Raw genomic sequence first — 12,374 nt, 5'->3', positions numbered from 1 at the left:
TCGTTCCTGCGGACAAGCGTCCGCTGTGCGGACATCGCACGGACGGCGGTCACTGTCGCGCACCCTTCTTGTGCTGTCAACGGCCGGGTCGCGGGGGTGTCCGGCTACCGTGGGCCCATGGCACGCGACGGGACCGGCCCGGACTTCATCGAGGCGCTCGCCCGCGGTCTCGAGGTGATCACCGCCTTCCGGCCCGGCCGGGCGGAGATGACCCTCGCCGACCTGGCCGGGGCGACCGGGCTCGCCCGCCCGACCGTGCGCCGGGTGCTGCTCACCCTCACCGAGCTCGGCTACGTCCGCTCCGGCGAGCGCGGCTACGCCCTCACCCCGCGGGTGCTGGACCTGGGCGTCGCCTACGTCCGTTCGACCGGGCTGTGGGACGTCGCCCGGCCGCACCTGGAGCGCCTCGTCGCGCGGACCCACGAGTCGTGCTCGATCGCCCAGCTCGACGGCAGTGACATCGTCTACGTCGCGCGGGTCGCGGTGCCCAAGATCGTCGCGCTGTCGGTGCAGATCGGGACGCGGTTCCCGGCCGCGTCGACGTCGCTGGGGAAGGTGCAGCTCGCCGCGCTGGCCCCCGGGGAGCTGGAACGGGTGCTGGCCGAGCCGTCGCGCTCCGGGCTGACCCCGCGGCACGCCCCGGCGCCCGCCGAGCGCGACGCCGAGCTGCGCGAGGTCCGAGCCCGCGGCTGGGCGCTGACCGACGAGCAGCTCGCCCCGGGCATCCGCTCGGTCGCCGCCCCGCTGCGCGACGGCGAGGGCCGGGTCGTCGCCGGGGTCAACGTCAACTGCCACGCCGCGGAGACCTCGCTGGAGACCCTGCTCGAACACCATCTGCCGCTGCTGCTGCAGGCCGCGGGCGACATCAGCGCCGACTTCGCCCGGCTCGCCTCCGCGCCGCACGTGACGGTGTCGGCCACGGCTTGACCGCCGCCCGCGCCCGGGGCCACGATCGTCTGGCGGACACTCGTCCGCACAGCGATCACTTCGGAGGGACCCCGATGGCGGAACCCGGAACCGGCGGGCCGCTCGACGGCGTACTCGTCGCCGACTTCTCCCGGATCCTGGCCGGGCCGTACGCGACGATGCTGCTGGCGGACATGGGCGCCGACGTCGTCAAGGTCGAGGGACCGGCGGGCGACGACACCCGCACCTGGACCCCGCCCGAGCGCGACGGCGAGGCCACCTACTACCTCGGCATCAACCGGGGGAAGCGGTCGATCGCGCTCGACCTGCGCGACCCCGGCGACCTCGCCGCGGCCCGCGAGCTCGCCCGCCGCGCCGACGTCGTCATCGAGAACCTGCGGCCCGGCGGGATGGCCCGCTTCGGGCTGGACCACGCCTCCGTCGCCGCCGACAACCCCGGTGTCGTCTACGCCTCGATCTCCGGGTTCGGCTCCGGCGCGGGCGCGCACGTCCCCGGCTACGACCTCATGGTGCAGGCGATGTCCGGGCTGATGAGCCTCACCGGCGACCCGGACGGGCCGCCGTACCGGGCCGGGATCTCGGTGTTCGACGTGATGGCGGGCAACCACGCCGCGATCGGCGTCCTCGCCGCGCTGCGCCACCGCGACCGCACCGGCGCCGGTCAGCACGTCGAGGTCAACCTGCTGTCCTCCGCGCTGACCGGCCTGGTCAACCACAGCTCCGCCTGGGTCGCCGGCGGGACGGTGCCCTACCGGATGGGCAACGCCCACCCCTCGGTCTTCCCCTACGAGCCGATGCCCACCGCCGACGACGACCTCATCGTCGCCGCCGGCAACGACGCCCAGTTCCGCAAGCTCTGCGGCGTGCTCGAGGTGCCCGGCCTCGCCGACGACCCCCGCTTCGCCCGCAACGCCGACCGCACGGTCAACCGGGAGGAGCTGCGCCCGCTGCTGGTCGAGCGGCTGGCGACCCGGGGGGCCGTCGAGTGGTTCGAGCTGCTCACCGCCGCCGGCGTGCCGGCCGGGCCGATCCAGACCATCGACGGCGGGTTCGCGATGGCCGAGCGCTTCGGGCTCGATCCCGTCGTCACGGTCGGGGAGGGGGACCGCGCGGTGCCCACCACCCGGCACCCGGTCCGGTTCTCCGCCACCCCGGCCGTCTACCGGCTCCCTCCGCCGCGGCTCGACGAGCACGGCGCCGACCTGCGGAAGTGGCTCGACTCATGACCTACCCCACCGCTCTGGGCGCCTCGTCGAAGGACGCCATCACCCTGCTCGGCCACGACCTCGCCGACGACGTCATGGGGAAGGTCGGGTTCGGCGAGCTCGCGTTCTGGCTCGCCACCCAGCGTCGCCCCACCCCCGGTGAGACCCGCGTGTTCGAGGCCGTCCTCGCCGCGCTGGCCGACCACGGGTTCACCCCGACCGCGATCGTCACCCGGCTCACCCACCTGTCCGCGCCGGACTCGGTGCAGGGCGCACTCGCCGCCGGGCTGCTCGGGGGCGGGTCGCGCTTCCTCGGCGTGACCGAGGACTGCGGCCGGTTCCTGCACGACCACCTGCCCGCCGAGCGCCCCACCACCGACGACGGCTGGGACGCCGTCGCCCTCGACGTCGTCACCGCGCAGCGGGCGGCGAAGCGGTTCGTGCCGGGCCTGGGCCACCACGTCCACAAGGACGGCGACCCCCGCACCCCGCGGGTGTTCGCGATCGCCGCCGAGGAGGGTCTGCTCGGCGACCACCTGAGCCTGTTCGCCGCGATCGGCCGGGTGCACCCGCAGGTGCTCGGCCGCACCCTGCCGCTCAACGGCGCCGGCGTCTGCGGCGCCGCGCTCGCCGACCTCGGCCTGCCGCTCGAGCTGCTGCGCGGCTTCGCCCTGCTCGCCCGCACCGCGGGCCTGATCGGCCAGCTCGCCGAGGAGCTGCGCCATCCCGTCGCCAACGACATCTTCCTGTCCGTGGACCTGCACAACCGGTCCGTCGACCCCGACCCGTACCAGCCCGAGGGAGACCTGCGATGACGCAGCCCACCACCGTCACCGAGGACACGATCACCGACGCCGCCGTCGCGCGCTGGGCGACCGCGCACGACCCGCGCACCGCCGAGCTGATGACCGCCCTGGTGCGCCACCTGCACGACTTCGCCCGCGAGACCCGTCTCACCGAGGACGAGTGGATGGCCGCGGTGCGCTGGCTGACGGCCACCGGGCAGATCTCCGACGACAAGCGCGAGGAGTTCATCCTCGCCTCCGACGTGCTCGGGCTGTCCATGCTCGTCGTCCAGCAGAACCACCGGCTCGACCCGGCCGCCACCCCGGCGACGGTGCTGGGCCCGTTCCACATCGACGGATCCCCGGAGAAGGCCTCCGGCGAGGACATGTCCGACGGGCTGCCCGGCGACCCGCTGTTCGTGCACGGCAGCGTCCGCGCGCTCGACGGCACCCCGGTGACCGGCGCGGTCCTCGACGTCTGGCAGTCCGACGCCGACGGCACCTACGAGGCCCAGCTCGACGTCGACGAGGCCCGGCTGCGCGCGAAGTACACCACCGGCGACGACGGCGGCTACTGCCTGCGCACCATCGCCCCGCTCGGCTACGCCATCCCGATGGACGGCCCCGTCGGCGACCTCGTCTCGCGGACCGACATCAGCCCGATGCGGCCCGCGCACATCCACTTCCTGCTGGCCGTACCCGGCTACGAGCCGCTGATCACCCACCTGTTCCGGGAGGGCACCGAGTTCCTCGACTCCGACGTCGTGTTCGGGGTCAAGCGCGAGCTCGTCGTCGGCTTCACCCGCCGCGAGCCCGGCCCCACGCCGGACGGCGGGCACAGCGAGGTGCCCTGGTACGAGGCCCGCTACGACTTCGTGCTCCAGCCCGCCGGGTAGGTCGCCGGGCCGGACTCAGCGCCGGCCGACGACGAGTGCGGCCAGCCCGGTCGTCACCGGGACGGCGGCGACCAGCCCGATGCTGCCCACCAGGGTCCGCACGATCTCGGTCGCCACGTCCTGGCTGGTGAGCACCTGGGTCACGCCGCCCGCCGCCACCGTGAACAGCAGCAGCAGCGGGAGCGCGGCGCCGGCGTAGGCCAGCACGAGGGTGTTCACCGCGGACGCGACGTGGTCGCGCCCGATCCGCATCCCGGCCGCGAACAGCTCGCGCACACCCAGCCCGGGGTTCGCCGCGCCCAGCTCCCACACCGCGGAGGCCTGGGTGACGGTGACGTCGTCGAGCGCCCCGAGTGCGCCGATCACCAGTCCGGCTAGCACCAGGCCGCGCGGGTCGATCGGCACCCCGGGGCCGAGCGTGCCGATCAGGGTGGCGGTGGTGTCGTCGAGCCCGGTGAGCCGCGAGGTGACGGTGAACAGGTAGCCCAGCACCCCGATCAGGGCGAGCGAGGCCAGCGTGCCGAGCACCGCGCAGGAGGTCCGCGCGGTGAACCCGTGGGTCAGGTACAGCACCACGAACATGATCAGGCAGGCGCCGGTGACGGCGACCGCGAGCGGGGAGCCGCCGGACAGGATCGCCGGCAGCACGAACCACAGGAGGATCACGAAGCTCAGCGCCAGGCTGACCAGTGCCGCGAACCCGCGCAGCCGCCCGAGCACCACGACGGCCAGCGCGAACGCCGCCGCCAGCCACCCCAGCGGAGCGCCGCGCTGGAAGTCCACGAGCTGGTAGGAGCCCGCGTCGTCGGGGTTCGCGCCCGACCAGGACAGCGTGACCGGGTCGCCCACCGCGAACCGCGGCGTCGACGGCTCGTTCGGTACCAGCTGCACCAGGTCCCGCCCGGCGCGCGGCCCGTCGGACAGCGCGACCGTCACCCCGGTGCAGCGACGGTCCCCGGCGCCGGGGGAGCAGTCCGCGACCTGCACCGCGGTGACGGTCCCGTGCACCTGCTGGGTGGGTGGGATCTCCGGGACCGGGGTCGCACCCGGCCACAGCAGGGCCACCCCGGCGAGCGTCGCGAGCACGCACGGCACGAGCAGCGCGACCAGCAGTCTGCGCACCCGTCGCCCGGCCGGGGACGCGGCGCCGTGCCCGTGTCCGTGCTCGTGTCCCGGCGTGTGTCCCGGCCCGTGTCCCCGGCCGGCTGCGGGCGGGGCCGCCGGGCCGGGTGTGGCGCCGAGGTCGGCCTGGCCGGGGCAGTCGCCCCAGCCGCCCGGGTGCCCGGGGTGGGGGATGGGACCGGTCTCGTCGCCGTCGGCGGGGTCAGCCGCCGCGCCGCGCGCCGGTGCGGGCCCGGGGCGGTCCTCCACGGGGGCCGGACGCCGCGGGGCCGGAGCGTGGCGGGCCCGGTGCCGCGCCGGTTCGCCACCCGGGAGCCGGTGCCCGCCCGAGGCGCCCGGGGGCCGGTCCTCGGCGCGCCGCCGCCCACCCGTCCGCGGGGCGGCGGGCCGCCCGCCGTCGGGGGCGGACGGGTCGCGCGGGACGGGCGGGGGCGGGGGCACGTCCGCATCCTTGCAAACGATCTTCGACCTGCGGGGTGCCGTTCGCCCGGACGCGACCGCCCGGCGACGACCGGTTGTCCGACGTTCGAACTTGTGTTCGACTGACCCGGTGCGATGGGACGGACAGCAGGTCGGGGCGGACGGTGTTGGGAACGCGACGGCGCTGCCGGGGATGCGGGGGTTGCTGCGCTCGGTGCGCACGCCGGGGTTCGCGGACACGGTGTTCCACGAGGTCGAGGCGCGCTCGGTGCTGAACCGGGTGCCGTCCTCGTCACCGGTGCCGTTCGGCTGGACGGTCAACCCCTACCGCGGCTGCTCGCACGCGTGCACCTACTGCCTCGTCCCGGAGACCCCGGTACTCACCGCCGACGGCCGGTCGCGGCCGATCGGGGAGCTGCGCCCGGGCGACGAGGTGGTCGGCACCGTCACCGACGGCGGCGGTCGGCGCCGCTTCGTCCGCACCCCGGTGCTCGCGCGCTGGTCGACGCGGCGCCGCGCCCAGGAGGTGACCCTCGACGACGGCACGCAGCTCGTCACCTCCGCCGAGCACCGCTTCCTCACCACCTCCGGCTGGGCGCACGTACGACCGGGGCGCTGCCGGGCCTCCGCGTACCGGCCGCACCTGAGCCCGGGGACGGCGCTGGTCGGGCCCGGTGCGGCCGCGGTCCCGGGCGGGGCCCGGCCCGACGGATACGCCGAGGGCTGGCTGTGCGGGCTGGTCCGGGCCGACGCGGTGCGCGGCCGGGTGCGGGCCGAGCCGTTCCCGACCGGCTGGGTCGAGCTGGAGGCGCTCGCCCGCGCCCACCACCTGCTGACCGCACGGCCGGAGCCCGTGGCCGCCGGGATGATCGCGGCGCCCGCCCCGTCGCCGGCGGCCTGGCCGCAGCGGCCCGCCCGCGGCTGGACGGCCGGGTTCGTCGGCGGGATCGTCGACGCCTGCGGTGAGGTCTCCGCCGGGGTGCTGCGGATCGTGCCCGGCGACGAGGAGCTCACCCGGGCCTGTGTCGACGCGCTGCGCCGGCTCGGGTTCCGCGTGGCCTCCGAGCCGTCGGCCCGGCCCGGGGTGCGGGCGCTGCGGGTGCTGGGCGGGGTCGCCGAGCAGCTGCGGCTGGTCGCGGTGACCGACCCGGCCGTGGCCCGGGTGCGCGACGTCGGCGGCGCCCGCGTCGAGGAGCCGCCGGGGGGAGCGCCGCGGGTCGTGGCGGTCCGCGACACCGGCACCCTCCGCCCGATGGTCGACATCACCACCGGCACGGGGGACTTCGTCGCCGCCGGGGTGGTCAGCCACAACTGCTTCGCCCGCAACACCCACACCTACCTCGACCTCGACGCGGGCGCGGACTTCGACTCCCAGATCGTGGTCAAGGTGAACGTGGCACGGGTGCTGGAGCGGGAGCTGGCCCGGCCGTCGTGGCGGCGCGAGCACGTCGCGATGGGTACCAACACCGACCCCTACCAGCGGGCGGAGGGCCGCTACCGGCTGATGCCCGGGGTGATCACCGCGCTGGCCCGCTCCGGCACGCCGTTCTCCATCCTGACCAAGGGCACCGTGCTGGGCCGGGACCTGCCGCAGCTCGCGGCCGCGAACGCCGACGTCCGCGTCGGCACCGGGGTGTCGATCGCGCTGCTGGACCGGGAGCTGCAGTCGCACCTGGAGCCGGGCACCCCCGGTCCGCGCGCCCGCCTCGACCTCGTCCGCCGGATCACCGACGCCGGCCTGCCCTGCGGGGTCATGGTGGCCCCGGTGCTGCCGTGGCTGACCGACTCCACCGAGGCCCTCGACGCCCTGCTGGCGGAGATCGCCGCCGCCGGGGCGAGCCGGGCCACGGTGCTCGCGCTGCACCTGCGTCCCGGGACCCGGGAGTGGTTCCTGGCCTGGCTGGGGCGCACCCACCCCGCGCTGCTGCCGCGCTACGAGCGGCTCTACCGCGGCGGGGCGTACGCCACCCGGGACTACCGCGGGGCCCTGGCCCGGCGGGTCGTCCCGCTGCTGGCCCGGCACGGCCTGGACCGGCCCGAGCCGAACCCGCGCGACCCGGGGTGGACCCGGCAGCCGGTCGCGTCGCCGCGGGCTGCGGAGCCCGGGGACGGGCAGCTGAGCCTGCTGTGAGAACCCGCCGGAAACCTGGTGGCAGACGGCCCGGGGGATGCCGATAGCCTTGACCGCCGTGATGCGAACCCACCCCGTCGGCACGCTGCGTGCCGAGAACGCCGGCCAGACCGTGACCCTCGCCGGATGGGTGGCCCGCCGCCGCGATCACGGCGGAGTGATCTTCATCGACCTGCGGGACCGCTCCGGATCGGCCCAGGTCGTGTTCCGCGAGGGCGAGATGGCCGAGCGGGCCCACCGGCTGCGCTCCGAGTTCTGCATCCAGGTCGTCGGCGAGGTCGTCCGCCGGCCCGCGGGCAACGAGAACTCCGACCTGCCGACCGGCGACATCGAGGTCACGGTCACCGAGCTGACCGTCCTGTCGGAGTCGGCGCCGCTGCCGTTCCCGATCGACGAGCACACCGGCGTCGGCGAGGAGATCCGGCTCTCCCACCGCTACCTCGACCTGCGTCGTTCCGGGCCCGCCGCGGCGATGAAGCTGCGCAGCGACGTGAACAAGGCCGCCCGCGACGTGCTGGCCGCGGAGGACTTCATCGAGGTCGAGACGCCGACCCTGACCCGGTCCACCCCCGAGGGCGCGCGCGACTTCGTCGTCCCGGCGCGGTTGCGCCCCGGTTCCTGGTACGCGCTGCCGCAGAGCCCGCAGCTGTTCAAGCAGCTGCTCATGGTCGGCGGGCTGGAGCGGTACTACCAGATCGCGCGCTGCTACCGCGACGAGGACTTCCGCGCCGACCGCCAGCCGGAGTTCACCCAGCTCGACATCGAGATGAGCTTCGTCGAGCAGGACGACGTCATCGCACTCGCCGAGAAGGTCCTCACCGCGCTGTGGCGCCTCGTCGGGTACGAGATCGAGACCCCGATCCGCCGGATGCCCTACGCCGAGGCGATGGCCCGCTACGGCTCGGACAAGCCAGACCTGCGCTTCGACATCGAGCTCACCGAGCTCACGTCGTACTTCGCGGGCACCGGGTTCCGGGTCTTCCAGAACCCCTACGTCGGCGCCGTCGTCATGCCGGGCGGGGCGTCGCAGCCCCGCAAGGTGCTCGACGGCTGGCAGGAGTGGGCCAAGCAGCGCGGCGCCCGCGGCCTGGCCTACGTCCTGATCGGTGAGGACGGGCAGGTCGACGAGCGCGGCCCCGTGGTCAAGAACCTGTCCGAGGCCGAGCGGTCCGGCCTGGCCGAGGCCGTCGGCGCGAACCCCGGCGACTGCATCTTCTTCGCCGCCGGCAAGCCCACCGAGGCCCGCGCGCTGCTGGGCGCGGCCCGTGGCGAGATCGCCCGGCGGACCGGTGCGATCGACTCCTCGGCCTGGTCGTTCGTCTGGATCGTCGACGCGCCGCTGTTCGAGTCGGCCGCCGACACCGACGACGTCGCCGTCGGCGGCGGTGCGTGGACCGCGCTGCACCACGCGTTCACCTCCCCGACCCCGGAGTGGATCGACTCCTTCGAGAAGGACCCGGGCAACGCCCTGGCCTACGCCTACGACATCGTCTGCAACGGCAACGAGATCGGCGGCGGCTCGATCCGTATCCACTCGGCCGACGTGCAGAAGCGGGTCTTCGAGATCATGGGCCTGTCCGCGGAGGAGGCCCAGGAGAAGTTCGGCTTCCTGCTCGACGCCTTCTCGTTCGGCCCGCCGCCGCACGGCGGGATCGCGTTCGGCTGGGACCGGATCACCGCGCTGCTCGCCGACGTCGACTCGATCCGCGAGGTCATCGCGTTCCCGAAGACCGGCGGCGGGTTCGACCCGCTGACCCAGGCACCCGCGCCGATCACCGCGGCCCAGCGCAAGGAGGCGGGCGTGGACGCGAAGCCCGAGCGCGCCCCGGAGAAGCCCGGCCCGGCCGCCTAGGTCGAGGTCCGCAGCGTCCTCGACGCCGAACCCGGGGTGGCCCACCTGGTGGTCCACCCCGGGGTGGCGGTGCACCCGGCCGGTGACCTGGTCGAGGCCGATGTCGCCCGGGAGTGCGCCGACGACCTGCTGGGCCGGCTCGCCGACCTCGGCGTCGACCACGACGGCGGCATCACCCTCGAACAGCTCGACACGGTGCTGTCCGACCGGGCCGACGCCGCCGAGGAGGCCGCGCCGGGGGACGGGGCCGACGCCGTCGTCTGGGACGAGCTGATCCAGCGCACCGGCGAGGAGTCGCGGCTGTCCGCGACGTTCCTGACCTTCCTCACCATCGCCTGCCTGCTCGCCGCCGTCGGCGCGGTCACCGACTCGCCGGTCACCGTGGTCGGGGCGATGGTGCTGGGCCCGGAGTTCGGCCCGATGGCGGCGATGGCGATCGGGCTGGTGCTGCGCCGCCGCGACCTGGTCTCGCGCGGTGCGCTCGCGGTCGCCGCCGCCTACGCCTCGGTCGCGGTGATCGAGGGACGCTGGAGCGAGGCGGCCCAGTCGGTGCTGCAGCTGGGGGTCAACCTGGTGGGCGCCATCGGTGCGGCGGCCGCGGTGCTGGTGCTCGCCCGTCGCGGATCGCGTCGTCGGGGCGCGGACCGCGCGCTCTCCGACGGGTAGGGTCCCCTTCGATGACCGATCCGCAGTCGACTCCCGGCGCGGTCGCGGCGGTGGCCGGGGCCGCGCGGTTGCTGTCGCGGCGGGCGGGCTCGGAGGTCGAGCTGTTCGAGCCCGAGGACCTGGGCGGCAGCGGCCGTTCCGTCGTCGCCCGGGCCCGGATGGCGAAGAACCCGTTCTCCGACCGGCGCAGCGTCGTCGTGAAGCACTACGCGCCGCCCGAGGACGGCACGGACCTGGCGTCGGACCCGTTCCGCTACGAGGTCGCGTCCTGCCAGCTGTTCACCGCGCTGCCGAGCGAGGTCCGGCCCAGCCCTGTGATCATCGCGCACGACCCGGTGCAGCGGCTGCTCGTACTGGAGGACCTCGGCCGCAGCCTGACCCTGGCCGACAAGCTGTTCGGCCCGGACCCCCAGGCCGCCCGGACCTGCCTGCTCGGCTGGGCCCGCGGCCTGGGCCGGATGCAGGCCGCGACCGCCGGCCGGGAGGGCGACTTCGGGGCGCTGCTGCGCCGGCTGGGGGAGAAGGCGCGCCGGGACCCGGTCGCCGACCAGGCCCGCGCCGCGCTGGCCGGTCTGCCGGAGCTTCTGGCCGGGATCCTCGGCGTCGAGGTGCCGGAGATGGCGCTGTTCGAGGCCCAGGGCGGGGTGCGCCTGCTCGGCGGCACCGGGTTCCGTGCGTTCAGCCCGTCCGACACCTGCCCGGACAACAACCTGGTCACCAGCCGCGGGGTGCGGTTCGTCGACTTCGAGTGGGGCTGCTTCCGCGACGTCGTCCTCGACGCAGCCTACGTGCGGGTGCCGTTCCCCGGCTGCTCGTCGAGCTTCGCCCTCCCCGACGCCGTCGCCCACGCCATGCTCGACGCCTGGCGGGCCGAGGTCGCGCCGGTGTGGCCCGAGCTGGACGACCCCGAGCTGCTGGAGTCGCGCCTCGCCGACGCCCACGTGCTGTGGGTGTGGTGGTCGACCTGGCAGCTGCTGCCGCGGGTGCCCGAGCGCGACGGCCCGATCGGCCCCGACGCCGGCCGGTCCCCGCGGATCTCCACGGCGCTGCGGCACTACTGGCGGGGCCTCGGCGTCACCGCGGAGGCGACCGCCCGGCCCGGCACGGCCGCGCTGGCCGCGGCCGTGGTGACCGCGCTCGACACCCGTTTCCCCGACGCGTCGTCGACGCTGCCGCTGTTCCCCGCCTTCCGCGGCGGCGAGTGGTAGGGCCCCGCCCCGAGAGTTCCCACGGCGGTACGGGACCCGTCACCGGTTGCACACGGAAACGGTGGCTGCGGCGGTGATCGTGTCGGCGTGTCCCCGATGACCGTGCGCCCGTCCGTCGTCGATCCGGTCCTCCGCCCCGTCGCCGTACCGCACGTGACCGGCCGGCCCGTCCGGCACCTCGTCCTGCTGGGCGACTCCACCGCCGTCGGGCTGGGTGACCCTCTGCCCGGCGGTGGCTGGCGTGGGTTCGGCCCGCTGCTGCGCGACGCCCTCGACGATCCCGCCCACCCCGGCTCGGTCCGGCTGGACAACCACGCCCGGACCGGGGCGCGGATGGCCGACGCCCGGCACGGGCAGGTGCCCGCGGCCGCGGCGTCGGGGCCCGACGTCGTCGTGCTGTGCGCCGGGATGAACGACACCCTGCGCTCGGACTTCGACCCGGCCGCGATCCGGCGGGACTGCGCCGGGTCGCTGGAGCTGCTGCTGCGGGCCGGTGCGACCGTGCTGCTGCTCCGCTTCCACGACCACACCCGCGTCTGGCCGCTGCCGGGGCCGTTGCAGCGGGCGCTCGCCACCCGGATCGCCGCCCTGAACGGGGCCGTCGACGGAGCGGTGGCCGACGCCGTCGCCGCGACGGGACGGTCCGCCGTCGGGATCCTCGACCTCGACACCGCCGGCAGCTACGACCCGGCGGCGTGGAGCGTGGACCGGTTGCACCCGTCCGAGCTGGGGCACCGGTTGCTGGCGCGTGGTTTCGCCGCGCTGCTCGGCGCCGCAGGGTTCGTGGTGCCGGGGGAGATCGGGCTCGACGCCGCCGGCGGGCGGGAGGTGACGGCCTGGCAGCGGGGGGCGTGGCTAATGGTGCAGGGGGTGCCGTGGCTCGTGCGGCGGTCCCGGGACCTCGGGCCGGTGATGGTGCGGGGGCTCGTGGAGGGGGCGCGGGCGCGGAAGGTGCCCGCCTGATCCCGCCGACCCGGTCGCAGTCGATCACTCCGGCGCGGGGCGTGCCCGCCGTGGTCGGACCCGACGCGATCCGGAGGAGCGGCTGCCGGCGTCAGACCCTGAGCACGTCCGTTGTCCTCGACCGTCCCGAGACATCTCATCACCTCGGGTAGTGCACCATCGTTGCAGTTCACGAGTTCGCGATAGCGAACGAGAACTG

10 protein-coding genes are annotated in these 12,374 nt (G+C 75.3%); 9 read left to right on the top strand and 1 reads right to left on the bottom strand.

What is annotated here, in order from left to right; all coding sequences use genetic code 11:
• Window positions 1-117: 117 nt before the first annotated feature.
• The 4 genes from ZF1_RS15845 (at window position 118) to ZF1_RS15830 (ending at window position 3,813) form a co-directional block, all read left to right on the top strand.
• Window positions 118-927, top strand: coding sequence for an IclR family transcriptional regulator domain-containing protein (locus ZF1_RS15845; RefSeq protein WP_482637635.1), 810 nt, complete (start codon window positions 118-120; stop codon window positions 925-927).
• Window positions 928-1,001: 74 nt separating this feature from the next.
• Window positions 1,002-2,153: a CaiB/BaiF CoA transferase family protein gene (locus ZF1_RS15840; RefSeq protein ID WP_482637634.1), complete on the top strand. Its 1,152-nt coding sequence runs from the start codon at window positions 1,002-1,004 to the stop codon at window positions 2,151-2,153.
• Window positions 2,150-2,947 carry a citryl-CoA lyase gene (locus ZF1_RS15835; RefSeq protein ID WP_482637633.1) on the top strand — a complete coding sequence of 266 codons (798 nt, stop codon included), beginning with the start codon at window positions 2,150-2,152 and terminating at the stop codon, window positions 2,945-2,947. Before ZF1_RS15840 ends, ZF1_RS15835 begins: the two co-directional genes overlap by 4 nt.
• The gene (locus tag ZF1_RS15830) at window positions 2,944-3,813 is read left to right on the top strand and encodes a dioxygenase family protein (protein WP_226364972.1); all 870 of its coding nucleotides are present in this window, start codon (window positions 2,944-2,946) and stop codon (window positions 3,811-3,813) included. Before ZF1_RS15835 ends, ZF1_RS15830 begins: the two co-directional genes overlap by 4 nt.
• Window positions 3,814-3,828: 15 nt before the next feature.
• Here ZF1_RS15830 and ZF1_RS15825 read toward each other — a convergent pair whose 3' ends face one another.
• A complete protein-coding gene (locus ZF1_RS15825; RefSeq protein WP_482637632.1) occupies window positions 3,829-5,376 on the bottom strand; it encodes a YibE/F family protein in 1,548 nt (515 codons plus the stop codon).
• A gap of 109 nt (window positions 5,377-5,485) precedes the next feature.
• On the opposite strand from ZF1_RS15825, the gene ZF1_RS15820 reads away from it, so the two are divergent.
• The 5 genes from ZF1_RS15820 (at window position 5,486) to ZF1_RS15800 (ending at window position 12,175) form a co-directional block, all read left to right on the top strand.
• Window positions 5,486-7,486: an intein-containing Rv2578c family radical SAM protein gene (locus ZF1_RS15820; protein WP_482637631.1), complete on the top strand. Its 2,001-nt coding sequence runs from the start codon at window positions 5,486-5,488 to the stop codon at window positions 7,484-7,486.
• A gap of 58 nt (window positions 7,487-7,544) precedes the next feature.
• Window positions 7,545-9,338: an aspartate--tRNA ligase gene (aspS, locus tag ZF1_RS15815; RefSeq protein WP_482637630.1), complete on the top strand. Its 1,794-nt coding sequence runs from the start codon at window positions 7,545-7,547 to the stop codon at window positions 9,336-9,338.
• 36 nt (window positions 9,339-9,374) lie between these two features.
• The gene (locus ZF1_RS15810) at window positions 9,375-10,004 is read left to right on the top strand and encodes a DUF389 domain-containing protein (protein WP_482637629.1); all 630 of its coding nucleotides are present in this window, start codon (window positions 9,375-9,377) and stop codon (window positions 10,002-10,004) included.
• An 11-nt stretch (window positions 10,005-10,015) separates the two neighbouring features.
• Complete coding sequence (locus ZF1_RS15805) at window positions 10,016-11,212, top strand: hypothetical protein (RefSeq protein ID WP_482637628.1); 1,197 nt, start codon at window positions 10,016-10,018, stop codon at window positions 11,210-11,212.
• Window positions 11,213-11,308: 96 nt separating this feature from the next.
• On the top strand, window positions 11,309-12,175 hold the full coding sequence (locus tag ZF1_RS15800) for an SGNH/GDSL hydrolase family protein (protein ID WP_405421791.1): 867 nt from the start codon (window positions 11,309-11,311) through the stop codon (window positions 12,173-12,175).
• The last annotated feature ends 199 nt before the right edge of the window (window positions 12,176-12,374 follow it).

This window comes from Pseudonocardia sp. ZF1 (assembly GCF_056835605.1).
Note: the sequence above shows the minus strand (reverse complement) of the source record. Positions and strands in the feature narration are given on the sequence as shown.

Excerpts from the sequence above, each read along its gene's own strand:
- ZF1_RS15800 (WP_405421791.1), top strand. The coding sequence starts at position 11,309 with ATGACCGTGCGCCCGTCCGTCGTCGATCCGGTCCTCCGCCCCGTCGCC.
- ZF1_RS15845 (WP_482637635.1), top strand. The coding sequence starts at position 118 with ATGGCACGCGACGGGACCGGCCCGGACTTCATCGAGGCGCTCGCCCGC.
- ZF1_RS15830 (WP_226364972.1), top strand. The coding sequence starts at position 2,944 with ATGACGCAGCCCACCACCGTCACCGAGGACACGATCACCGACGCCGCC.
- ZF1_RS15805 (WP_482637628.1), top strand. The coding sequence starts at position 10,016 with ATGACCGATCCGCAGTCGACTCCCGGCGCGGTCGCGGCGGTGGCCGGG.
- ZF1_RS15835 (WP_482637633.1), top strand. The coding sequence starts at position 2,150 with ATGACCTACCCCACCGCTCTGGGCGCCTCGTCGAAGGACGCCATCACC.
- ZF1_RS15840 (WP_482637634.1), top strand. The coding sequence starts at position 1,002 with ATGGCGGAACCCGGAACCGGCGGGCCGCTCGACGGCGTACTCGTCGCC.